The organism is Comamonas flocculans, assembly GCF_007954405.1.
GTDB lineage: Bacteria > Pseudomonadota > Gammaproteobacteria > Burkholderiales > Burkholderiaceae_C > Comamonas_C > Comamonas_C flocculans.
Map to the genome: position 1 here is coordinate 3,049,430 of NZ_CP042344.1, position 23,253 is coordinate 3,072,682.

General features: G+C 70.7%; 20 protein-coding genes. 8 read left to right on the forward strand and 12 right to left on the reverse strand.

Annotation, left to right across the window (positions count from 1 at the left end; genetic code table 11):
- Positions 1 to 108 precede the first annotated feature (108 nt).
- The 5 genes from smc (at position 109) to FOZ74_RS14590 (ending at position 8,131) form a co-directional block, all read left to right on the forward strand.
- A complete protein-coding gene (smc, locus tag FOZ74_RS14570; protein ID WP_146913733.1) occupies positions 109 to 3,621 on the forward strand; it encodes a chromosome segregation protein SMC in 3,513 nt (1,170 codons plus the stop codon).
- An 11-nt stretch (positions 3,622 to 3,632) separates the two neighbouring features.
- Positions 3,633 to 4,733 (forward strand): cell division protein ZipA C-terminal FtsZ-binding domain-containing protein, encoded by a 1,101-nt coding sequence (locus FOZ74_RS14575; RefSeq protein WP_146913734.1) that lies wholly within the window; start codon positions 3,633 to 3,635, stop codon positions 4,731 to 4,733.
- A complete protein-coding gene (gene ligA / locus FOZ74_RS14580; protein WP_146913735.1) occupies positions 4,733 to 6,811 on the forward strand; it encodes an NAD-dependent DNA ligase LigA in 2,079 nt (692 codons plus the stop codon). Before FOZ74_RS14575 ends, ligA begins: the two co-directional genes overlap by 1 nt.
- On the forward strand, positions 6,811 to 7,785 hold the full coding sequence (locus FOZ74_RS14585) for a patatin-like phospholipase family protein (RefSeq protein WP_146913736.1): 975 nt from the start codon (positions 6,811 to 6,813) through the stop codon (positions 7,783 to 7,785). Before ligA ends, FOZ74_RS14585 begins: the two co-directional genes overlap by 1 nt.
- Before the next feature lie 97 nt (positions 7,786 to 7,882).
- Complete coding sequence (locus FOZ74_RS14590; RefSeq protein WP_146913737.1) at positions 7,883 to 8,131, forward strand: DUF2249 domain-containing protein; 249 nt, start codon at positions 7,883 to 7,885, stop codon at positions 8,129 to 8,131.
- A 321-nt stretch (positions 8,132 to 8,452) separates the two neighbouring features.
- Here the strand turns inward: FOZ74_RS14590 and FOZ74_RS14595 are convergent, their stop codons facing one another.
- The 6 genes from FOZ74_RS14595 to proV form a co-directional block, all read right to left on the reverse strand.
- Positions 8,453 to 10,231: an ATP-binding response regulator gene (locus FOZ74_RS14595; RefSeq protein WP_146913738.1), complete on the reverse strand. Its 1,779-nt coding sequence runs from the start codon at positions 10,229 to 10,231 to the stop codon at positions 8,453 to 8,455.
- Positions 10,228 to 10,953: a response regulator transcription factor gene (locus tag FOZ74_RS14600; protein WP_146913739.1), complete on the reverse strand. Its 726-nt coding sequence runs from the start codon at positions 10,951 to 10,953 to the stop codon at positions 10,228 to 10,230. The genes FOZ74_RS14595 and FOZ74_RS14600 overlap by 4 nt, the downstream gene beginning before the upstream one ends.
- 123 nt (positions 10,954 to 11,076) lie before the next feature.
- Entirely contained in the window at positions 11,077 to 11,490 is a 414-nt protein-coding gene (locus FOZ74_RS14605; protein WP_146914222.1) for an SH3 domain-containing protein, read from the reverse strand.
- Between the two features lie 104 nt (positions 11,491 to 11,594).
- A complete protein-coding gene (proX, locus tag FOZ74_RS14610) occupies positions 11,595 to 12,605 on the reverse strand; it encodes a glycine betaine/L-proline ABC transporter substrate-binding protein ProX (protein WP_146913740.1) in 1,011 nt (336 codons plus the stop codon).
- A gap of 83 nt (positions 12,606 to 12,688) precedes the next feature.
- Positions 12,689 to 13,765 (reverse strand): glycine betaine/L-proline ABC transporter permease ProW, encoded by a 1,077-nt coding sequence (gene proW / locus FOZ74_RS14615; RefSeq protein WP_146913741.1) that lies wholly within the window; start codon positions 13,763 to 13,765, stop codon positions 12,689 to 12,691.
- An 18-nt stretch (positions 13,766 to 13,783) separates the two neighbouring features.
- A complete protein-coding gene (proV, locus tag FOZ74_RS14620) occupies positions 13,784 to 15,073 on the reverse strand; it encodes a glycine betaine/L-proline ABC transporter ATP-binding protein ProV (RefSeq protein WP_146913742.1) in 1,290 nt (429 codons plus the stop codon).
- 544 nt (positions 15,074 to 15,617) lie between these two features.
- Between proV and FOZ74_RS14625 the strand changes: the two genes are divergently transcribed.
- Both FOZ74_RS14625 and FOZ74_RS14630 read left to right on the forward strand, forming a co-directional pair.
- Positions 15,618 to 16,601 (forward strand): glycosyltransferase family 2 protein, encoded by a 984-nt coding sequence (locus FOZ74_RS14625; RefSeq protein ID WP_146913743.1) that lies wholly within the window; start codon positions 15,618 to 15,620, stop codon positions 16,599 to 16,601.
- Positions 16,598 to 16,990, forward strand: a complete 393-nt coding sequence (locus FOZ74_RS14630) for a GtrA family protein (RefSeq protein ID WP_146913744.1) — start codon at positions 16,598 to 16,600, stop codon at positions 16,988 to 16,990. Before FOZ74_RS14625 ends, FOZ74_RS14630 begins: the two co-directional genes overlap by 4 nt.
- Here the strand turns inward: FOZ74_RS14630 and FOZ74_RS14635 are convergent.
- The 5 genes from FOZ74_RS14635 to FOZ74_RS14655 all read right to left on the reverse strand — a co-directional run bounded on the left by FOZ74_RS14635 (position 16,907) and on the right by FOZ74_RS14655 (position 22,149).
- Positions 16,907 to 18,484, reverse strand: coding sequence for an ArnT family glycosyltransferase (locus FOZ74_RS14635; RefSeq protein WP_146913745.1), 1,578 nt, complete (start codon positions 18,482 to 18,484; stop codon positions 16,907 to 16,909). The two genes, FOZ74_RS14630 and FOZ74_RS14635, sit on opposite strands and share 84 nt — an antisense overlap.
- Entirely contained in the window at positions 18,481 to 19,344 is an 864-nt protein-coding gene (locus tag FOZ74_RS14640) for a ChbG/HpnK family deacetylase (protein WP_146913746.1), read from the reverse strand. Before FOZ74_RS14640 ends, FOZ74_RS14635 begins: the two co-directional genes overlap by 4 nt.
- Positions 19,341 to 20,816 (reverse strand): glycosyltransferase family 39 protein, encoded by a 1,476-nt coding sequence (locus FOZ74_RS14645; protein WP_146913747.1) that lies wholly within the window; start codon positions 20,814 to 20,816, stop codon positions 19,341 to 19,343. Before FOZ74_RS14645 ends, FOZ74_RS14640 begins: the two co-directional genes overlap by 4 nt.
- 21 nt (positions 20,817 to 20,837) lie before the next feature.
- Complete coding sequence (locus tag FOZ74_RS14650) at positions 20,838 to 21,386, reverse strand: NUDIX hydrolase (RefSeq protein ID WP_146913748.1); 549 nt, start codon at positions 21,384 to 21,386, stop codon at positions 20,838 to 20,840.
- 67 nt (positions 21,387 to 21,453) lie between these two features.
- Positions 21,454 to 22,149, reverse strand: coding sequence for a fumarylacetoacetate hydrolase family protein (locus FOZ74_RS14655; protein WP_146913749.1), 696 nt, complete (start codon positions 22,147 to 22,149; stop codon positions 21,454 to 21,456).
- 69 nt (positions 22,150 to 22,218) lie between these two features.
- Here FOZ74_RS14655 and pgeF point away from each other — a divergent pair, with 69 nt between their 5' ends.
- Positions 22,219 to 23,025 (forward strand): peptidoglycan editing factor PgeF, encoded by an 807-nt coding sequence (gene pgeF, locus FOZ74_RS14660; protein ID WP_146914223.1) that lies wholly within the window; start codon positions 22,219 to 22,221, stop codon positions 23,023 to 23,025.
- Here the strand turns inward: pgeF and FOZ74_RS14665 are convergent.
- Positions 22,942 to 23,229, reverse strand: coding sequence for a hypothetical protein (locus FOZ74_RS14665; RefSeq protein WP_146913750.1), 288 nt, complete (start codon positions 23,227 to 23,229; stop codon positions 22,942 to 22,944). The two genes, pgeF and FOZ74_RS14665, sit on opposite strands and share 84 nt — an antisense overlap.
- Positions 23,230 to 23,253 lie beyond the last annotated feature (24 nt).

Here is a 23,253-nt window from a genome sequence, read left to right on the forward strand (position 1 = left end):
GCAGGCGCGGCAAGGGCTAGGACCGTATTTTATTGAAACATACAGGCGCGGCGCCCACGGTATGATTGCCGCCTTGCCTGCCCTCGTGCTCGCCCTGCACCGCCCGCCGTGCGCCTGACCTCGATCAAACTCTCCGGCTTCAAGTCCTTTGCCGAGCCCACGCAGCTGCAGCTGCCGGGCCAGCTCGTGGGCGTGGTCGGGCCCAACGGCTGCGGCAAGTCCAACATCATGGACGCGGTGCGCTGGGTGCTGGGCGAGTCGCGTGCGAGCGAATTGCGCGGCGAGTCCATGCAGGACGTGATCTTCAACGGCACCACCAGCCGCAAACCCGCGAGCCGCGCGAGCGTCGAGCTGGCGTTTGACAACGCCAGCCACCGCGCGGGCGGGCAGTGGAACCAGTTTGCCGAAATCGCCGTCAAGCGCGTGCTCACGCGCGACGGCGGCAGCAGCTACTACATCAACAACCAGCCGGTGCGCCGGCGCGACGTGCACGACGTGTTCCTCGGCACGGGCCTGGGCCCGCGCGCCTACGCCATCATTGGCCAGGGCACCATCTCGCGCATCATCGAAAGCCGGCCCGAGGAGCTGCGCCTGTTCCTGGAAGAGGCGGCGGGCGTTTCCAAGTACAAGGAGCGTCGGCGCGAGACGGAAAACCGCCTGGCCGACACGCGCGAGAACCTCACCCGCGTGCAGGACATCCTGCGCGAGCTCTCGGGCAACCTGAGCAAGCTCGAAAAGCAGGCCGAGGTGGCCGAGCGCTACCACCGCCTGCAGGCGCAGGCCCAGCTTGCCCAGCAGCAAAGCTGGTTCTTCAAGCGCCAGAGCGCGGCGCAAGAGCTGGAGCAGGTGCGCACCCTGGGCCTGCAGGCCGTCAACGATCTCGAATCGCGCATGGCTGACCTGCGCCGCGTGCAGGCCGAGCTGGAGGCCGTGCGCCAGGCCCATTACGCCGCGGGCGATGCGGTCAACCAGGCCCAGGGCAAGGTCTATGAAGCCACCGCCGAAGTCGGGCGGCTGGAGGCCGAAATCCGCTACGTGGTGCAGGGGCGCGAGCGCGTGCAGCAGCGCCTGGTGCAGCTGGCCACGCAGATCGAGGAATGGAGCACCCGCCAGAGCGACGCGCGCACCGAGCTGGAGAGCCTGGCCGCCGGTGGCGACGACGCCCAGGAGCAGGCCGAACTGCTGGCCGCCCAGGCCGAAGAGCAGGCCGGGGAGCTGCCCGAGCTGGAAGACGCGCTGCACCAGGCGCGCGCCAAGAGCGAAGCCCAGCGCCAGCAGGTGGCCCAGGTGCAGCAGCAGATTCAGGTGCTGGCCGCCGAGCAGCGCAGCATGCAGGAGCAGCAGCGCCAGCACGAATCGCGCCTGCAGCGCCTGCGCGCCGACCAGGGTGCGCTCAGCCTGCCCGACGAAACCCGCCTGGCCCAGCTGCAGACCAGCAGCAGCGCCGCTGCCGAGCTGGCCGAGGAAATGCAGGCGCGGCTGGAGCAATTGCAGCAGGAGCTGCCGGAGCGCGACGAAGCGCGCCGTGTCTGCCAGCAGACCGTCAACGACGAGAGCGCGCGCCACGCGCAGCTCACCGCCCGCCTGGGCGCGCTCAAGGACTTGCAAGAGCGCCTGAAAACCGACGGCAAGCTGGCCCCCTGGCTGGCCGAGCAAGGCCTGGATGGCCTGCAAGGCCTGTGGACGCACTTGCGCATGGAGCCTGGCTGGGAGTCCGCCCTTGAAGCCGCGCTGCGCGAGCGCCTGGGGGCCTTGCCCGTGGGGCAGCTCGAGCGCGTGCGCGGCTTTGCCAGCGCTGGCGGCACGCCCCCCGCGCGCCTGAGCTTTTACAGCCGCACCGATGCACCGGCGGCCCCCCCGGGCTCCGGCCGCTTGGTGGATCTGGTACGCACCGATGACGCCGCCCTGCACGCCGTGCTGGCCGACTGGCTGCACGGCTGCCATACCGCCGCCTCGCTGGATGAAGCCCTGGCGCGCCGTGGTCAGCTGCAGCCGGGCGAGGTGATCTACACCCGCGAGGGTCACGCCGTCACCGCCCATGCGGTGGACTTTCACGCGCCCGATTCCGAGCAGGCCGGCCTGCTGGCCCGCGCGCAGGAGATCGAGCACCTGGAAAAGGAGCTGCGCGCCCAGAGCCTGATGGCCGAAGAAGCCCGTAGCGCCCTGCTGCGCGCTGAAAGCAGCTACCAGCAGGCCAACGCCCAGCTGCTCACCACCCGCCGCGAAGCCGCCGAAGCCCAGACTCAGGCCCATGCCGAGCAAGTGGAGCTGCTGCGCCTGACCCAGGCCGTGGAGCAGGCGCGCGAGCGCGGACGCCAGCTGGAAAGCGACCTGCAGGAGGTGCAGGCCCGGCTGGAAGAACTGCAAGAGCGCGCCGCCACCGCCGAAGGCCGCTTTGAAGAGCTGGACATGCAACTGGCCGACAGCCAGGAGCGCGAGGCCCAGCTGCAAGACCAGGTCATCGCCGCCGAGCAGCAGCTGACCCAGTGGCGCGAGCAGCAGCGCCAGCTGGAGCGGCGCGCGCAAGAGGCGCAATTTGCCCAGCGCAGCCTGCAGGCGCGCCGCGGCGAGCTGGAGCGCGCAGTCTCCATGGCCGAGCAGCAAAGCCAGGCGCTGGCGCAAGAGAGCGAGCGCGCCCGCGAGGAGCTTGCCCGCCTGTCCGACGCCGCCGCCCAGGGCGGCCTGCAGCAGGCGCTGCAAACCAAGCTGGAATTTGAACAAGCCCTGGCCAGCCAGCGCAGCGACTACGACGCGCTCACGGCCCGCCTGCGCGCCAGTGACGAGCTGCGCATGCAGACCGAGCGCCAGCTGGAGCCCCAGCGCGCGCGCATCACCGAACTGCAGCTCCAAGAGCAGGCCGCGCGCCTGGCGCTGCAGCAGTACGAAACCCTGCTGACCGAGGCCGACGCCGACCTGGCCGCGCTGGAGCTCTCCATTGCCCAGGGCGGCGTGCAGCCCGAGGGTCTGCAGGCGCAGATCGAGCAATGGCAGCGCGCCATCGAGCAGCTTGGCCCGGTCAACCTCGCCGCCTTGCAGGAGCTGGAGCTGGCGCGCGAGCGCCACGGTTTCCTGCAGGCGCAGGACGAAGACCTGCAGCTGGCCATGAGCACGCTGGAGGACGCCATCCGGCGCATCGACGCGGAAACCCGCACCCTGCTGTCGGGCACCTTCGAGACGGTGAACCAGCACTTTTCCACCATGTTCCCTGAGCTCTTCGGCGGCGGGCGCGCCCAGCTCATCATGACGGGCGACGAGATCCTGGACGCCGGCGTGCAGGTCATGGCCCAGCCGCCGGGCAAGAAGAACCAGACCATCCACCTGCTTTCGGGCGGCGAGAAAGCCCTCACCGCGATTGCGCTGGTGTTTGCCATCTTCCAGCTCAACCCCGCGCCGTTCTGCCTGCTCGACGAGGTGGATGCGCCGCTGGACGACGCCAACACCGAGCGCTATGCCAAGCTCGTCGCCAGCATGTCGCGGGGCACGCAGTTCCTCTTCATCAGCCACAACAAGATCGCGATGGAAATGGCCGAGCAGCTCATCGGCGTAACCATGCAGGAGCAAGGCGTTTCGCGTATCGTTGCCGTGGACATGGCCAACGCCTTGACGATGGCCCAAGCCTGAACACCACCGCCATGAGCTCCTTTCAGACGTCCCTGGTCATCATCGGCGCGATCGTCCTGATCGCCGTCGTCGCCTACAACGCCTGGAACACCCGCCGGCACGCACCGCGCCGTGCGCGTGCGCCGGTGGGAGCGGGCCATGCCGCGCCCGAGCCCGGGCGGCGCGAACCGCTGCTGGACGCCGGCGCGCCCGCGCTTGCGCCAGACGGCGAAGAGGCTGCCCACGACTGGCAGGAGCTGCAGATCGACCCGGCGCCGCTGCCGGGCCTGGAGGGCGCGCCAGCGGCGCAGCGCGGCGCGCTCGATGCGCTGGTGGACGTGATCGTGCCCATCACCGCCGAGCAGCAAGTCTCGGGCGACGCGGCGCTGGCCGCGCTGCCGCACACGCGGCGCGTCGGCAGCAAGCCCTTTGCCGTCGAAGGCCTGAACGAGACCACCCAGCAATGGGAAAAACCGCGCCCCGGCCAGCGCTACCGGCAGTTCCAGGCCGGCGTGCAACTGGCCAACCGGCTGGGCGCGCTCAACGAGATCGAGTTCTCGGAATTCGTCGCCAAGAGCCAGGCCTTTGCCGACGCCATCAACGCCGCACCGGAATTCCCCGACATGCTGCACGAGGTGGCGCGCGCGCGCGAGCTCGACCAGTTCGCCAGCAGCCACGACGCGCAGCTCACCTTCACGCTGCGCGCGCGCCAGGCCGCCTGGAGCCCGGGTTACATCCAGCAGAGCGCGGCGCCGCTGGGCTTTGTCATCGGCACCATGCCGGGGCGCCTGGTGCTGCCTGCCGCACAGCCCGGCTCACCGCCGCTGCTCACGCTGGGCTACGACGCCCAGGCCGCAATGTCCGACGAGCCCGAACGCTCGGCGCTGCGCGAGATCAGCCTGGCGCTGGACGTGCCCCAGGTGCCGCGCCAGGAACAGCCCTTCGCCCGCCTGCGCGAAGTGGCCGCGCAGCTGTGCCGGAACATGGACGGCGTGCTCTGCGACCCCGAGGGCCAGCCCTTGCCGGTGATGGCGATGGAGCCGATCGCGGCCGATCTGGAGCAGCTCTACGACCAGCTTGACGAGCGCGAACTCTCGGCCGGCTCCCTGCTTGCGCGGCGCGTGTTCAGTTGATGAATCCAGAGACTTTTTCGGTGCAAACGCCCGCCAGTCAAGCGCAAGCAGCTATTGAAATCGATGCGCTCAAGGCCCAGCTGCGCCGCTGGGCGCACGCGTACTACGTGCTCGATGCGCCGAGCGTGCCCGACGGCGAATACGACCGCGCCTACCAGCGCCTGGAGCGGCTGGAGGCGCAGTACCCCGAGTTGGCCACGCCCGACTCGCCCACCCAGCGCGTGCTGGGCAGCGTGCTGCCGGGTCTGGCGCCGGTGCGCCACGCACTGCCCATGCTCAGCATACGCACCGAGACCGACACCGAGGCGAGCGGCGCGCGCTCGTTCGATGCGCGCATCCGTCGCGAACTCGGGCTGCAGGAGAGCGATGCGCCGGTCGAATACTGCGCCGAGCCCAAGTTCGACGGCCTGGCCATGAACCTGCGCTACGAAGAGCGCCAGCTGGTGCAGGCCGCCACGCGCGGCGATGGCGAGGTGGGCGAGGACGTGACGCACAACGTCCGCACCATTCGCCAGATCCCGCTGCGCCTGCCGGCAGACGCGCCGGCCCTGCTTGAAGTGCGCGGCGAGGTCTACATGCGCTGGGCCGACTTCGAGCGGCTGAACGCGCGCCAGCAGGATGCGGGCGACAAGAGCTTCGTCAACCCGCGCAATGCCGCGGCCGGCTCGGTGCGCCAGCTCGACGCGCGCATCGCCGCGCAGCGCCCGCTGTCCTTCTTCGCCTATGGCACCGGCGAGTCCACGCCGCCCGAGGCGGGCGGGCCGCAATGGACCACGCAGTACGCGCTGCTGCAGCAGCTCAAGGCCTGGGGCTTTCCCGTTGCCCCGCAGGTGCGCGTCGCCCGCGGCGCCGACGAGCTGGTGGCGTTTCACGCCACCATGGGCACGGCGCGCGCCGCGCTCGCCTATGGCATTGATGGCGTGGTCTACAAGCTCAACAGCCTGCAGTTGCAGCACCGGCTCGGCTTCGTCACGCGCGAGCCGCGCTGGGCCGTGGCGCACAAATACCCGCCGCAGGAGATGGTGACCACGGTGCAGGGCATAGACGTGCAGGTGGGGCGCACCGGCAAGCTCACGCCGGTGGCGCGCCTGGCGCCGGTGTTCGTGGGCGGCGCCACCGTGACCAATGCCACGCTGCACAACCTCTTCGAGCTGCGGCGCAAGCGCGTGCGCGTGGGCGACCAGGTGATCGTGCGCCGCGCCGGCGACGTGATTCCCGAGGTGGTGGGCGTGGTCTCGGGCACGCGCGCGCACTACACGCCGAACTTTCACATGCCGCGCAGCTGCCCGGTCTGCGGCTCGGCCGTGGTGCGCGAACCGGGCCAGACCGACCACCGCTGCAGCGGCGGCCTGTTCTGCCCGGCGCAGCGCAAGCAGGCACTGCTGCACTTTGCCAGCCGCAAGGCCATGGACATCGAGGGCCTGGGCGAGAAGCTGGTGGACCAGCTGGTGGACGGCGGCATCATCCAGGGCCTGGCCGAGCTGTATGCGCTCGGCGCGGAGCAGCTCGCGCAGCTCGAGCGCATGGGCGAAAAGTCGGCGCAGAACCTGCGTGCCGCGCTCGATCGCTCGCGCCATCCCAGCCTGGCGCGCTTCCTCTACGCGCTGGGCATACGCAACGTCGGCGAGGCCACCGCCAAGGACCTGGCGCGCCACTTCGGCCAGCTCGCGCGCGTGATGCAGGCCGATACCGACCGGCTCATGCAGGTGCCCGAGGTCGGCCCCATCGTCGCCGAGTCCATCCACACCTTCTTCGCCCAGCCGCACAACCGCGAGGTGGTGCAGGCGCTGCTGGCGGCCGGCGTGCAGCCGCAGGAGGCCGAGCCCACGCCCGCCGCCAGCCTGGCGCTGGCGGGCAAGACGGTGGTGCTGACCGGCCAGCTGCCCACGCTCACGCGCGAGCAGGCGGGCGCGCTGCTCGAGGCCGCGGGCGCCAGGGTGGCGGGCTCGGTCAGCAAGAAGACCAGCTACGTCGTCGCCGGCGAGGACGCCGGCAGCAAGCTGGTCAAGGCGCAGGCTCTGGGCCTCACGGTGCTGGACGAGGCCGGCCTGCACGCGCTGCTCGAAGGCAGGCTCTGATGGCGCTCGCGCGCCGCACTCCGCGCCTGGGCCTGGTGCTGGGCAGCGGCTCGGCGCGCGGCTGGGCGCACATCGGCGTGCTGCAGGTGCTGCAGGAAGAGGGCGTGCGCCCGGACGTGGTCTGCGGCGCCTCGATCGGCGCGCTGGTGGGTGCGGCCTATGCGGCCGGCGAGCTGGAGCGCTTTGCCGACTGGGTGCAGAGCCTGGGCATGCGCGAGGTCTTCGGCTTCATGGACTTTCGCCTCTCGGGCGGCATGCTCAAGGGCGAGAGGCTGATCGATTTCTGGCGCAGCCACTTTGCCGACTTCAACATCGAAGACTCGCCCATGCGTTTCGGCGCGGTGGCCACCGATCTGCATTCGGGCGCCGAGGTCTGGCTGCGCGAAGGCTCGATCGCCGACGCGGTGCGCGCCTCGATCGCGCTGCCCGGGCTGTTCACGCCGGTGCAGCGCAGCGACGGGCGGCTGCTGGTGGACGGCGGCATCGTCAACCCCGTGCCCACCTCGCTGGCGCGCGCCATGGGCGCGGACATCGTGATCGCGGTGGACCTGAATGCCGACATCCTGCACCGGCACATGCAGCCGCTGGCCGTGATGGCGCCTGCGCCCGAGGCTGAAGCCCAAGCCACGCAGCCCGAGCCCGGGCCGGCCGAGCCCGAAGTCCCGGTGCCGGCCGAAATGGCGCCACCCCACTGGCGCGAGCGTCTGCGCGCCTGGCTGCCCGCATGGCACGCCAGCGGTGCGCCGGCGCGGGCCAAGCCACCGTCGGTGCTGGACGTGGTCATGACCAGCGTGAGCATCATGCAGATGCGCATCACCCGCAGCCGCATGGCGGGCGATCCGCCCGAGGTGGTCATCGCACCCAGCCTTGCGCACCTGGGACTGCTTGATTTTCACCGCGCCGCCGAGGCGATCGAGGAGGGCCGGCGCGCCGCGCACGCGGGCCTGCCGCAACTGCGCCGCTTCATGCAGTGAGGCCGGCCTTTGCCCGCATTTGCAACAGGGCCACGGCTGGTGCCGGGCGGGGCGCCGGCCTACACTGAAGTGTCATTTCAAATGCACCTTCAATTCCATGCACGACCACACCAGCGCTGAAGCGATCTACCCCTTTGATGCCCGCGGCATTGCGCGGCGCTTTCGCCATTCGGCCATCTTCGGCGCGCTCGATGCGCTGCACCCGGGCGAGACCATGCGCTTCATGAACGACCACGACCCGCTGCCGCTGCTGAGCCAGATCGAGATGCGCTACGGCGAGGGCGTGGCCATCGAATACCGCCAGCGCGAGCCCGGCGAGATCGTGATCGATTTCCTGCGCCAGTAGTCGCCGCTGCGGCGCCGACGGCAGCCGCACAGGGAAAGGGCGCCCTCCCGGCAGCGGGCGGCGCCCTTGGCATTTTCCGGACTCTGGTGGCGCCGGCGCGAGCCGAGGCCGGCGCAAAACCCGGGGCCGGGCCTCTGCGCCCGGCCCCGGGTCTGCCAGCCACCTTCCCCACCAGGAACATGGCCACGGCGGCGGCTCTTCTCCCTCCCTCGCTCTTCTTGTATCGCTGCGGGTCCGAGCATGCCAGCTGCAGCGCGGCGCCACCAGTGACCAAAGTCATGCATGGATGGGCGCTGTTCCGGGCCAGCGCCGCGCCGCGCCTCAGCCGCGGGTGTCCGCGATGGCCTGCAGCAGCTGCTCGCTCCCCACCGGCTTGAACAGCACCGGCACGCCGGCACTGCGCACGTGGCGCAGGCGCTCGGGTGCGGTCTCGCCGGTGACCAGCAGCAGCGCCAGGGGCGCGAATTCGCGCGCCAGCGCTTCGCCCGCCTGCAGGCCGTCGGCGTCGCCGGCGAGGCGAAAGTCGCAGATCAGCAGCGCGAAGGGCTTGCCCGCGGCCTGCGCCTGCATCAGCTGCGCACGCGCCTGCGCCTCGTCGGCCACGGCGTGGGCATCGACGTCGTAAGCCTGCAGCAGCTGCGTCATGGCGCTGCGCACGTCGGCCTCGTCGTCGAGCAGCAGCACGCGCCGGGGCAGCGGCCGCGTCCCGGCGGCTACGCTCCATGCGGTGGCGGGCGGCAGGGCGGGCCCCGCGCGGGTGCGAAGCGGCGTGGCACGCGGCAGCACCAGGCGAAAGCGGGTGCCCCTGCCCAGCGTGGAGCGCTGCTGCAGCGAATGCTCCAGCAGCCGCGCCAGCCTGGCGACGACGGACAGGCCTATGCCCAGGCCCAGCGCGCGGTCGCGCCCCGGGTTGCCCACCTGGTAGAACTCCTCGTAGACGCGGCCTTGCTGCTCGGGCGCGATGCCGATGCCGGTGTCGTAGACCTCGATCCAGACCTGCGTGGCCCGCCCGCGCGCCAGCACCAGCACGCCGCCCTCGCGGGTGTACTTGATGGCGTTGTCCAGCAGGTTGGACAGCAGGCGGCGCAGCAGCTGCGGGTCGCTGTCGGCCCACAGCTCGGTGGCGCGCAGGCGCAGCGTGATGTCCTTTTCGCTGGCGGCGTTGACGAAGCTCTGTCCCAGCGACTGGAAGATCTCCTGCAGGGCGATCGGCCGGCGCTTGGCCGCGACGACGCCGGCGTCCAGGCGTGAGACGTCCAGCATCGCGTCCAATGAATGGGTGAGTGTGCCAACGGCCTGCATCAGGCGCTCGGCGGTGGTCTCCTGCGCATGGCCGGCCAGCTGCTTTTGCAGCGCCGCGCCCAGCAGCGCGATGGCGTGCAGCGGCTGGCGCAGGTCGTGGCTGGCCGAGGCGAGAAACCGCGTTTTCTGTTGGCTGGCTTCCTCGGTGGCGCGCATCTGGCGTGCCAGTTGCGCGGCCAGCGCCTCTTTTTCGAAGCGGGCGTGCAGCGCCTGCACCAGCAGCTCGGATTGCGCGCGCGCAAAGCGCAGTATCGAGCCGAGGAAGATGGCGCAGCACACCGCCAGAAAAACGTGCATGGCGCTGGGGCGGATCAGCAGCGCCAGCATCAGGCAGACCAGCATGGGAATGAGGTAATGGCGTGCGGCCCGCGCGAGCGGCGACACCGCCGACACGCCGGCGGCGCACAGCCCCATCATGACCAGCATCATCAGCGCCGTCAGCGGCAGGCTGTCGGGCAGGAACAGCAGCGGGGCCAAGCCCCAGGTCAGGCTGTTCAGGCGCAGTTCGCGGCAATAGGTGTCGGCCCAGTGCTGCAGGCGCTGGTCGGCCTGCGGGTCCTTGAAGTAGGCCGTCAGCAGCGGCATGCGCGAGGTGTTGTACAGGTGCAGCAGCATCCAGGCCAGGATGGGCCAGGCGCGCATTTGCCAGTACATCGCGCTGCCGAAAGCCAGCGCCAGCAGGAAGTCGCCCAGCGTGGCGGTGCGGATGGTGGAATACAGCATGGCTACCTGCTCGCGCAGCACCTTTTCGGCGTAAGGCGATGGCGGCGCGGCGGGCGCGCTGGTGCTTGCGCTCATGCGTGCAGCTTGATGATGAGCTGGGTGCGCGAACGCACGCCGAAAGTGAGCAGCAGCATGGAGACGTGGTTCTTGACGGTTCCCTCGGTCAGGTGGGCAATCTCGCTGATCTCGCGGTTGCTCTTGCCTTCGAGTACCCATTGCAGAATTTGCAGCTGGCGCGTGGTGAGCTGGGCCAGCGCGTCGCGGCGTGCATGGGCACCGGCAAACGCGGTGCCGTGCACGTTGCCCGGGTGGGCAAGGTGCGGGCGCGGGCCGCCCGGGTGCGGCGCATCTGCATGCGCGCAGGCATGCACGAAGCCCAGCATGGCGCCGAGGTCGCCCGACTTCTCGAAGAAGGCCAGTGCGCCCAGCGTCAGCGCGTCCTGTGCCATCTGCGCGCTGGCGGTGCCCGAAAGCACGACGACGGGCGCCTGCGGACAGGCCTGGCGAAAGCGGATGAGGCCGCTCAGGCCCTCGGTGTCGGGCAGGTTCAGGTCCAGCACCACCACGGCGATGCAGGCGCGCTGCTGCTCGTAGCATTGCAGCGCCTCGGCCAGCGTGGTGGCGCCAAGCACGTACAGCGGCGGTTCACCCGCTTCGCCGCTCCGGGCCGCCACCAGGGCGCGAAAGCCCAGGCGCACCAACTCGTGGTCGTCCACCAGCAAAATGGCGCGCGCGGGCCGTGCCGCGCCGGACAGATCGGGGTTGTCGGAGGTGGGTGTGTCGGCGCAGCGGATCATGGCGGTGGCGGCAGGGCGGGGGCGGACGGCCGGGTGCCTGAATTGGCCCCGAAAAACGCCGGCTTGTCCAGTGCCTGAAGTCATGGGCCGCGCCGCGCCGCAGCGGCCGGGCGCAGGCAGGCGCTACCAGCCCCAGGTCAGGCGCTTGGCCACCCAGCCGCGCTGGCCGTTGCTGCGTTGTACCTGGACCCAGCCGCCGCGCGTGGTCAGCGTGCGCACGATCTCGTTGCCGGCAAGCGTCGCCAGGATGCGCTGGCCCGTGCCCGGGCCCGCGCGCAGCCGCGCCCTGGAGGCGGTGACGATGCGGTGCGGCGTGTGCTCGGTCAGCGGTGCGTACACCCAGCCCAGCGTGGCCTCGAAGTCCGCCACCTTGAGCCAGCGGCCCTTCTTTTGCTGCACGCGCAGCGGGTAGCCCTGGTCCAGTTCCCACTGCACCGGCGCGCGGGTACTGGGCTGGGCGCGCACGTTGACGGCGTTGCCCTTGATGCTGACGAACTCCGCCGCCTGCGCGGCCAGCGGCGTGGCGGCGCCGAGCATCAGCGCCAGGAAGAGGTGAAGCAGGACGGAAAGAAAGCGGTGCACGCGGCAAAACTCCAGTCGGGGGCGAAACACGGCCGGCCCACGGGCCGGCGGGGCAGGCATCAGCGGGCGGCGGCGCGGGCCTGGGCGATCCAGCCGTCAAAGGTTTCCTGGTGCGCCTTGATCCACTGGTCGGTGTGGCGCTCGATGTCGGCGGCCTTGTTCTGGCCCTGGCTCATCAGGTAATTTTGCGCGTTGATGTCGGCAATCGGCAGCTGCATGATGGAAAACAGCTTGGCCGCGGCCGGATTGGCGTCGCACCAGGCCTTGTTGGCCACGATCTGCTGATTGTTCACTACGAAGCCGTAGTTCTTGCCGTTGGGCAGCTTGGTGTCGATGTCCTTCTGCTCACCGGGCAGCGAGGAAAACGGCACTTCCAGCCAGACCACGTCCTTGCCGGGCTTGAGCTCGTTGCTCACCCAGTAGGGCGTCCAGGTGTAGTAGAGGATGGGCTTGCCGGCCTTGTAGCGCGTGATGGTGTCGGCGATCAGCGCCGAATAGCTGCCCTGCTGGTGCGTGACGGTCTTGCGCAGGTCAAACGCGGTGAGCTGGTGCTCGATCACCGCCTCGCAGCCCCAGCCGGGGTTGCAGCCGGTGAGGTCGGCCTTGCCGTCGCCGTCGCTGTCGAACAGCTTGGCGATCGCCGGGTCCTTGAGCTGCGCGATGTTGGTGATCTTGTGCGCGTCGGCGGTCTTCTTGTCGATCAGATAGCCCTGGGCGGCGTTGGGCGAGAAGATGCCCTCGCGAAACAGCTTGGCGTCGCCGCCGGCGTTCTTGTAATAGTCGGCGTGCAGCGGGTTCCAGTGGTCGGCCAGGAAGGTGGCGTCGCCATTGCCGATGGCGATGTGCGCGGTGGGGTATTCCACCTCCTTGATGGGCTGCACCTCGTAGCCGAGTTTTTCCAGCGCCTTCATCACCAGCAGGGTCTGGAAGGTTTCCTCGGCGATCGAGCTCTTGAGCGGCAAGACCTTGACGCCCTTGCCGGGCAGGTCGGCCGCGCTGGCGGCGATGGCGAAGGTGCTGGCCGCGGTGGCCAGCACCAGCAGGCGGCGAAGAGGGGAGAGACGGGACATGGGATGCTCCTTCTTGGGTGAAAAGTGGAAATGAAAATATGAATGAAACAGGGCTCAAACGCTTGCTGGGCAAGCGCTGACAGCTATGTTTTTGAAGGTTTGCGCTGCAACAGGCCCAGCGGCCCGCCGCTGTACCAGCGCTGGCCGCCGCGCCGCGGCTCGCCCATGGCCTGGGTGATGCGGTCGAGCACGATGGCCAGCAGCACGATCCCGAGGCCGCCGACGGTCGCCAGGCCCATGTCCAGGCGGCCGATGCCGCGCAGCACCATCTGCCCCAGGCCCCCGACGGCGATCATCGAGGCGATCACCACCATGGACAGGCTCAGCATCAGTGCCTGGTTGATGCCGGCCATGATGGAGGGCATGGCCAGCGGCAACTGCACCTTCAGCAGCAGCTGCGCGGGCGAGGCGCCGTAGGCGCGGCTGGCCTCGATCAGATCGGGGCGCACCTGGCGTATGCCCAGATTGGTCAGGCGCACCAGCGGCGGCAGCGCGAAGACGATGGTGACGATCACGCCCGGCACGTTGCCGATGCCGAACAGCATGACGACGGGCACCAGGTAGACGAAGGCCGGCGTGGTCTGCATCGCGTCCAGAATCGGGCGGGTGATGCGCTGCGCGCGGTCGCTGGCCGCCAGCAGCACGCCCAGCGGCAGGCCGATGAGCACGCAAAACAGCAGCGAGGTGAACACCAGGGCCAGCGTCACCATGGTGTCGCCCCAGATGCCCAGCAGCGCCACCGCCAGCAGCGAGAGCGCGGTGCCCAGCGCCAGCCAGCGCCCGGCAAACTGCCAGGCGACGAGCGCGATCAGCAGCACCATCAGCGGCCAGGGCACGGCCAGCAGGCCGTCGGTGATGCCCGAGAGGATCGCGTCGATCGGCGTGCGCACGGCCTGGAAGAAGGGCCTGAAGTGGCTGACCACCCAGGCCAGGCCGTCGTTGATCGGGCCCTGCACCGGCAGGCCGTCGGTGCTGATCTGCTGCCAGAGCGTGGCCAGGCTGCCGCCGCCATCGGGCGCGGCGGCGCCGGCGGGTGCGTCCAGCCAGCCCGCGCCGCCTTGCGCGCCGTCCATGGCGCTGCCCCAGGCGTCGGGTTCGGCGGGGGTGGCGGGGGGCGCGCTGGCGGCGCTCCAGGGGTCGGTCGTGGCTTCATCGGCCATGGTCTTGTCCTTTTCTTGTCATGCGGCCCGCACGATGGGCTCGGCCGCCTGGTGCGGGAACTGCGGGTTGAGCTGCAGCGGGGCCACTTCGGGCTGCTCGGGCAGCACCGGGGGGGTGTCGCGGTCGAGGAAGCGCATCAGCGTGGTGCGGCTGACCACGCCCAGGTACTGGCCGGCGTCGTCGATCACCGGCAGCGGGCATGGCGCATGCACCATGGCGCCGTAGAGCTCGGCCACGGGCGCGTTGGCTTCCAGCGGCACGACCTCGCGCATGAAGGCGTTTTTCAGCCCCAGTGCGCCCTGGTGTCCGCGCAGCGCCTCGCGCAGCGACTGCGAGGACACCGTGCCCAGGTAGTGCTTGCGCGGGCTGAGCACGTAGGCCACGTCGCGGTCGGAATCTTCCAGGATGCGCAGCGCCGCGCGGCAGCCGCGGTCGCCCTGCTCGGAAATGACGGTAAGCGCCTGGCGCGCGATGTCGCTGGCCTTGAACACGGCGGCGGCGTCCACCCCGCGCACGAAGTCGCGCACGTAGTCGTCGGCCGGCGCGCGCAGGATCTCGTCGGGCGTGCCCACCTGCACCACGTGGCCGTCCTTCATGATGGCGATGTGGTCGCCGATGCGCATGGCCTCATCCAGGTCGTGCGAGATGAAGACGATGGTGCGGCGCTTGCTCTCCTGCAGGCGCAGCAGCTCGCTTTGCATCTCGGTGCGGATGATGGGGTCGAGCGCCGAGAACGCCTCGTCCATCAGCAGGATGGAAGGGTCGGCCGCCAGCGCCCGGGCCAGGCCCACGCGCTGCTGCATGCCGCCGGAGAGCTCGTCCGGGTAGCTCGCCTCCCAGCCCGCCAGGCCCACTTGCGCCAGTGCCTCCGTGGCGGCGCGCTCGCGCTCGGCCCGCGGCACGCCCGCCAGCTCCAGCCCGAAGGCGGTGTTTTCCAGCACCGACAGGTGCGGCATCAGTGCGAACGACTGGAACACCATGGAGATGTCCTTGCGGCGCAGCTCGCGCAGGCGCTTGTCGCCATAGTCGTTGATGTTCTCGCCATCGACGAGGATGCGCCCGCTGGTGGGCTCGATCAGCCGGTTGAGCATGCGCACCAGCGTGGACTTGCCCGAGCCCGACAGGCCCATGACGACGAAGATCTCGCCGGCGGCGATGTCGAAGCTGGCGTTGAACACGCCGATGGACTGGCCGGTGCGCTCCAGGATCTGCTGCTTGGAAACACCGGCGCGGGCCAGGCGCAGCGCCTGTTCGGGCGCGTCGCCGAAGACCTTGAATACCTTGTCGATAGTGATTGACTTGGCCACCTGGTGGGTTCTTTCTTGTGGATTGAACTCGCCCCGCGCACGCTGGTGGGCGCAGGGCACGAAAGGGCCGAAGCATGAAAATCACCCAACCCCGATGCGATGACATCGCCCAAAGTGCATGCCCTTGTCGGGACGCACACGGAGAACGCTGCCGGGGATAGTGACTACCTTCCGGGGTAGCCGGTTGGCTCGAATGGCACGCTGCAAAGGGGTGCGCAAGAGCCGGTGCGCGGACGGGGGCGCGGCGTCAGACGCCAGGCAGGCCCATCCGGAGCATCGAGGCCGAGGCTTCGGCCGTGGCTGGCGGCAAGTGCCCGTGGGGCAAGGCGCCTGACCGTGTTCCATGCCGGCGTGCAAAAGGCACCACGGGCATGAGCGACCTGCGTTGCAGGTTGTAAGACACGTCGTGATTATAAATACCGAATCTGAAGCGCAGTCAAAGCACGGGTTTGTCGCATGCCGGCCGGCAGCGGCACGCGTGCTCGGCCAAAATCGGGCTGCGGCTTGCGCGCATCGTGCAGGCCTTTTGTTTCCAGGGTATCCCATGCACCAGAGAGCGGACACGCCACCGTCGATTTCCTGCGTCATGCCGGCCTACAACGAAGCGGCCAGCTTGCCGGAGCTCATTGCCCGCACGCTGCAGGCGCTGCGTGCGCTGTCGCCGCGCGTGGAGCTGGTGGTGGTCAACGACGGCAGCCGCGACGACACCGAGGCGGTGTTGCGCGGGCTGTGCGCCGGCGAGCCGGCGCTGCGCCTGGTGCAGCTGTCGCGCAATTTCGGCAAGGAGGCGGCGCTGAGCGCCGGCCTGGCCGCCGCGCGCGGCGAGGTGGTGGTGCTGATGGACGCCGACGGCCAGCACCCGCTCAGCCTGCTGCCCGAGATGCTGCGCCACTGGCGCGAGGGCGTGGATGTGGTCTATGCGGTGCGGCGCACGCGCGACGACCAGTCGGCGCTGCACCGGCGCCTGGTGGCCGGCTTCTACGGCGTCGTCAACTGGGGCGGGCGGGTGCGCATACCGCGCAATGCCGGGGACTTTCGCCTGATGGACCGGCGCGTGGTGCAGGCGCTTTTGCGCCTGCCCGAGCGCCACCGCTTCATGAAGGGCCTGTACGCCTGGGTCGGCTTTCCCAGCGTGGCGCTGGACTACGAGCCGCTGCCGCGCCAGGCCGGCGAGAGCCATTTCGGCCTGCGCGGCGCGCTCAGCCTGGGCACCACCGGCTTGTTCGCCTTCACCGCGGTGCCGCTGCGCCTGCTCGGGCTGGTCGGCGGCGTGCTGTCGCTGTCGTCCATCGGCTACGGGCTGTGGGTGATAGGGGAGTATTTCCTGCGCGGCATCAACGTGCCGGGCTATGCCACGCTGGTCGTGGGCATGATGTTCCTGAGCGGCGTGCAGCTCATGTCCATAGGCCTGCTGTCCGAATACGTGGCGCGCATCTACGACGAGGTCAAGCAGCGCCCGCTCTACATCGTGGCCGACGAGGCCGGGGCCGGCCTGCCGCCGCCGACTCGGGAGCAGGGCGGCGCATGAGGGTGCAGCCGCTGCCCGCGCCGGCGCGCGAAGGCGCCTGGTTCATCGCGGTGGGCGCGGGCGCGGCCGCCACGCACGCGGCGGTGTTCTGGCTGGCGCAGCACGCGCTGCTGGCCGAGCTGGCCAACGCGCTGGGTTTCATCGTTGCGTTCTTCGTCAGCTTTGCCGGCCACCGCTGGCTGAGCTTTCGCGATGCCGCCACCGGCATGGGCCAGAGCCTGCTGCGCTTTGCGCTGACGGCGCTCGCGGGCTTTGCGGTCAACGAGCTGGTGTTCTCCGCGCTGCTGCGCCTGGCGCACTGGCCTTCATGGCTGGCGCTGCTTGCCGCCATGCTGGTCGCCGCAGGGCAGACTTTCGTGCTCGGGCGCTACTGGGCCTTCCGGCGCTGAGGCGTGCAGCGTCCAGCGCAGCCCCGCGCGCACGCTGCGCCAGCCGGGGGGCGGCGCCTGGCCGCTGGGCGCCAGCAGCCAGGCGCGCTGGTGGCGATCGCGGGCGGCGAACTGCGCGGGCGTCTGCAGGATGCGCCGGGCGGCTTCGGGCTCGAAGTCGCCGGCCTCGAACAGCTCGCGCCGCCAGTTGTCGCCGGTGCGGCTGCGCAGCAGCGGCCAGTCTTGCACCACGATGAGCGGAGCGTGCAGCCGCGCGAGGAAGGGCAGGTCGTAGGGATAGCCGCCGCAGACATAGACGGCGTCGCCCGGCTGCAGCCGGGCGGCCAGGGCGGGGGCGACGTCGGTACTCAGGCGCCTGGTGTCGCGCCCCGGTCCCAGGGTCAGCGCCAGGGCGGCCGCGGCCGGCAGCAGCGCCAGCAGCGCGAACCAGCGCTCGCCATGGCGGCGCGTGGCCATGGTGCGCTGCCAGCCCAGCGCGGCCAGCAGCGCCAGCGCCGGGGTGACCGGCAGCACGTAGCCAGCGAGCTTGGAGCGCGGCAGCGAGAAGAACACGACGATGACCGCCACCCAGATCCAGCACAGCACGCGCAGCTGGTTTGCTCCCGTATCCGGAGCTGCTTGCCCAGGCTCAGCAAGGGTTTTGAGCGAAAAAGGCAGGAAAAAGCTCCAGGGCAGCAGCATCAGCGCCAGCACCGCCGGGTAGAACCAGGGGCCGTGCTGGTTGTTGAACACCGTGCCGGTGTAGCGGCCGAACTGCTGCGCGCCGAACAGATAGCTCCACAGCCCCGGGTGCTGCTGGCCGGCCAGCACGAACCAGGGCAGGGCCAGCAGCGCGAACACCAGCAGCCCGCTGAACCAGGGCAGGCGCAGCACGCGCGGCCACAGGCGCGCCCAGCTGATCCACGCCAGCAGTACCAGGCCGGGCAGGGCCACGCCGATCAGTCCCTTGGTCAGCAGCCCGAGCGCGCAGCAGGCAAAGCCCAGGCGTGCAAGCCGGGCGTGCGGCCGGGGCCCGTGCAGCAGCGCCAGCGCAAAGCACCAGATGGCGCTGGCGATGAAGCTGGCCACCAGCATGTCGTGGTTCACGTACTGGCCCCCGACCAGGAAGACGCCGCTGGCCGCCAGCACCAGCGCCGCGCGCCGCGCCAGCGCCGCGTCGGCCACGCGCCGCACCGCCAGGTACAGGCTCGCCACCATCAGCACGGCGGCCGCGGCCGGCACCAGCCGGGCGGACCAGGCGCTCACGCCCACCACGCCCATGGCCGCGGCCTGCAGCCAGTGCAGCAGCGGCGGCTTGTGGAAGAAGGGCAGGCCATCGAGGCGCGGCGTGAGCCAGTCGCCCGAGGCCAGCATCCAGCGGCTGATCTCGGCATAGCGCCCTTCGTCGGGCACGCTCAGCGGGCGCAGCGCGGCCAGCAGCAGGAGTAGGCCCAGCAGCAGCGCGAGCCAGCGCCACAGCGGCGCCGTGGCTTCGGGGGGGACGGTTTGCTTCATCGGGGTTGCGGCGCGCGCGCGCCGCGGTAGAGGGTGCTGCCGCGCACCAGGCGCACGCGGGCGCTGGCAAGCTGCGCACCGAAGGCGCTGCTGCCCAGGTGAGCGGCCTCGTGCGCACGCGCACCGGCAATCGGGTCGGGCGGTGCGTCGGGGTCGGCATGGCCATCGCCCGGGTGGCACATCAGCAGCGCACCGGCCGGTGCGCTCGCCAGCCACTGGCCCATGCGGCGCGCATAGCCCGCCTGATCGCCCTTGAAATCATAGATGCCGCAGAGCCATCTTGCGCTTGGCACGCTTGCGTCTGCAGCTATCGCCGTGAGAGCATCTGCGCCCATGCGCGCGATGGTGCGGCTCTTCAGGTCGGCCTGCCCCGGTGCGGGGCGCGAGACGCGCAACCAGGGGCAGTCGGCGCCGTAGCGGCGCACCAGCAGCCCTACCAGCGGCTCGCGAATGCCGGCGAACTGCTGCACGTGCTGGTGCCCGTCCACATGGTCGGGCGGCGCCTGCCAATGGGCTTCGAACAGGTCGAGCTGGCGCTCGATGGCCTCGCGCGCCCGGCTGCGATCGAAGCCGCCGAGCAGCGCGCGCGCCATGGCCGCCCCCAGGCCCAGGCCATGGCCGGCGGCGCGGGCGTAGGCGCTGGTCCAGTCCAGGTGCAGGCCCACGTCGATCAGGTCGCGCAGGGGCGCAAGCGCCGCCGCCTCTTCGGGCCAGCGCGGCGCCAGCACCATGGCGCTGGTGGCGCTCAGCCGCCCCTGCGCGGCAAGCCGGCGAATCGCCTGGCTCACGCCGCTGTCCTGGGCGTAGTCGTCGGCGCAGAGCACCAGGGGTTTCGGGCCGGTGGCGGGTGCTGTGCTCATGGGGAGGGAGTCTTTGGGTGGTCCGGACCGCCCGGGCGCCAGGCCCAGCCAGGCATGGCGCGGTAGGCGCCGGCGGGCAGCTCGGCCGCGGGAAACAGGCTGATCACCCGGGCGCTGCGCAGTTCCTCGGCGCTGATCCAGGGGCTGATCGCGAGCTTGCCGTCGATCAGCACGCGCGGGTGCTCGGCCATGCGCAACGCCAGCGCGCCGGCCTCCTTGTAGGGGCCGCTGATGATGTCTATCGGCCCGCCCAGCAGCTCGCGCGCGGGCTGCGCCACGCCCTGCGCCAGGCGGTCGGACGGGAAGTTGCGCCAGTGCACCGAGCGCCAGCGCTCGGGCCCGTAAACCGAAGACAGCAGCAGCTGCGCCAGCAGCAGCACCTGCGCCGCGGCAAACGCCCGCCCGGCAGCACGCCGGGCCGGCCAGGCGAGGGCGCGCGAGGGCAGCAGCACCATGACCGCCGCCACCGTCCACAGCGTGAAGGCGGTCAGCCACTGCAGCTGCAGATCGGTGCCCAGCGCCAGGCCGAGCAGCGCCATCATCAGCGCCGGGGCCATGCCCCACAGCAGCAGGAAGCGGCGCGAGGCCTCTGGTGCAGTCGCCGTCGGCGCAGCCGCGCCGTCGCCCGGCTGCGGGCGTGCGCCCCACCATGCGGCCGCCAGTACCAGCCAGGCGAGCACCGGGCGGTTGAACAGCCAGTCGGCCAGCCACAGCAGCGTGTGCTTCAGGCGCGCCAGCGGCGCCAGGCCCACGCCCAGCGAGCTGTGCTGCGCGTAATGCAGCGGCGCAAAGTCGTGCTGCCACAGCCACAGCGCATGCGGCAGGAAGACCAGCGCGGCCACCGCTGCGCCCAGCCACAGCCCGACGCGGTGCACCGGGTGGCGCCAGCCGCGCAGTTGCAGCCACCACAGCAGCACGCAGACACCGGCCACGGCCGTCTGGTACTTGGCCAGCATGCCCAGGCCCGCGCACAGCCCCAGCAGCGCCCAGGTGGCCAGGCTGGGGCGCACGCTCAGGCGCCAGCAGGCCCAGACCATGGCGGCAATGGCGGGCATCATCACCACGTTGTGGTTGAAGTAGTACAGCCGCCCGTTGTAGAAGGTCACGCACAGCGCGGCCAGCAGCGCGACGTGGGCGAATTGCGGGCCGCGGCATTCACGCAGCAGCTGCCAGAAGATCAGCAGCGACGCCAGCGTGCAGGCCGCGCCCAGCAGGTACAGCGGCAGCGGGCCGTGCCCGCCCGCGGCGGTGGCGGCCGCGGCCAGCCAGGTGGGCAGCGGCGGATGCTTGTAATAGCCCCATTGCAGCGAGCGCAGCCAGATGCTCTGCTCCACGTTGTCCAGCGGCGGGGTGACGGCGGTGCCCGCCAGTGCCAGCAGCCAGACCGCGCCAAAGGCCAGCAGCAGCAAGGCGGCGGTGCGCGCGGACAGCGGCGCGCGCCCCGCCGGGGGCGGAGCATGCGGGCCGCGCATCGGAGGCTGCCTGCCCACGCCTCAGCTCAGGTCCATGCAGTGAAAGCCGAACCGGCCCGTCCGCCGGTCGGCGAAATAGCACTCCAGCGTCCTGCGCACGGTGCGAAACGCCAGCTGCTCCCACGGGATTTCGTCTTCGGTGAACAGCCGCGCCTGCATGGTTTCATGGCCGGGGTCGAAGGCGTCGCTCAGCAGCGTGGCGCGGTAGTAGAGGTGGACCTGACCGACCTGGGTCACGTTCAGCAGGGTGAACAGCGGACCCATCTCGATCTGCGCGCCGGCTTCCTCGTCGGTTTCGCGCGCCGCGCCCTGGGCAGTGGTCTCGTCGAGCTCCATGAAACCGGCCGGCAGCGTCCACAGGCCGCGGCGCGGCTCGATGTTGCGCTGGCACAGCAAGACGCGCTCGCCGAGCACCGGAACGGTGCCCACTACCATCAGCGGGTTTTCATAGTGCACCGTGGCGCAGCGGGTGCAGACGGCGCGCGGGTGGGTGTCGCCGTCGTCGGGCAGGCGATAGACCACGGTGGCGCCGCATTCACGGCAGTGCAGGATAGGACGGCGGGCAAACATTTTGGGTATGAAACAGGGCGTTTGCGCCCGTGGGTATTGCGACAGCAGCTACTTTTTTGGATAGCCGTCAAACCATCTCGAGCTGCAGCGGCGCCAGGCCCGTGACCTCGGCGCGCAGCCGGTCGCCACGCACCACCGCGGCCACGCCCGCGGGCGTGCCGGTGAATACCAGGTCGCCCGGCTGCAGCGCCCACAGGCGGCTCAGGTGGCTGATGACCTCGGCGCAGCTCCAGATCATCTGCTCGATGCGCCCGCTCTGGCGCAGCGCGCCGTTGACGCTGAGGGTGATCGCGGCGCCGTCGATGTCACCCGCCTGCGCCGCGGGCGTGATTGCGCTGATCGGCGCGCTGGCGTCAAAGCCCTTGGCGGTGCACCAGGGACGGCCGAGCTTCTTGGCTTCGGCCTGCAGGTCGCGCCGCGTCATGTCCAGGCCCACCGCATAGCCCCAGATGTGGCCGGGCGCGTCCTGCACCGCGATATCGCTGCCGCCGCGGCCCAGGGCCAGCACCAGCTCCACCTCGTGGTGCAGCTCGGCGGTCTGCGGCGGGTAGGGCATGGCGGCGCAGGCATCCGCGGCCGCGGGCAGGACGGCGTCGGCCGGCTTCATGAAGAAGAAGGGCGCCTCGCGGCCGCTGGCGCCCATTTCGCGCGCGTGCTCGGCGTAGTTGCGTCCGACGCAATAGATGCGGTGGACCGGAAAACGCTGCGCCGAGCCGGTGACCGGCACGCTCGCGCTGGCGGCGGGAGGAAAGACGTGGTTCATGTCTGGGCTGGGAGGAAAGTGCGCAAGCGAGTGTGCCACGCGTTGGCTTATGCTGGCGCCATGTCTGCCATGCCCAGCGACTGGATCGTCCCCGACTGGCCCGCGCCGCCCGGCGTGCGCGCCCTGTGCACCACGCGCGCGGGCGGGGTCAGCGCTGCGCCCTGGCAGGGCTGCAACCTGGGTGAATACGTGGGCGACGCACCGGCCGCGGTGGCGGCCAACCGCCGCCTGCTGCACGCCGCGCTGCAGGCGCCATCGGCCCCGGTGCGCCCGGTCTTCCTGCGCCAGGTGCACGGCTGCCGCGTGGCCGAGCTGCATGCCGCGCTGCCCGACGGCCTGCAGGCCGACGCCAGCACCAGCACCGAGGCGGGCCTGGCCTGCACCGTGATGGCGGCCGACTGTCTGCCGGTGCTGCTGTGCAACCGCGCCGGCACGCGCGTGGCCGCCGCCCATGCGGGCTGGCGCGGACTGGCGGCGGGTGTGCTGGAAGCGGTTTTGCAGCCTTTTCGGGCTCAAACCGTTGATGGGCAAGCGCAACCAGCTCCTGAAAACGAAGTCATTGCCTGGCTGGGTCCCTGCATAGGCCCGCGGGCCTTCGAGGTGGGTGCCGAGGTGCGCGCGGCGTTTTGCGCCGTCGATGCCGACGCGGCGCGGCATTTCGTCCCCACGGGCCAGCCGGGCAAGTTCCTCGCCGATCTGGCAGGGCTGGCGCGTCAGCGCCTGCGCCGCGCCGGTGTGCAGTCCCTGCACGGCAACGACGCCAGCCCGCGCTGGTGCACCGTCAGCAACCCTTCACGGTTCTTCTCGCACCGGCGCGACGCCGTCTCCCTGGGCAGCAGCGGGCGCATGGCCGCCTGTGTCTGGCTGCAGCCCTGAAGGAGGCGGCGCAGCGCCCTGCGCATCGGCGCTGCGGCGCTTGCGCCGCGCGCGCAGCAGGAAGTAGCCCATCAGCGCGCCGGGCAGCAGGCCGTAGAAGACGAGGGTGGCCAGCGCGCCCGCAAGCGAGCCCCGGGGCGCCGTGGCTTCTGCCAGCGCCATCAGCACGGTCACGTAGAGCCAGGCGACGAGTACGAGCAGCATCCGTGGAAGTATGCCGCGCCCGCT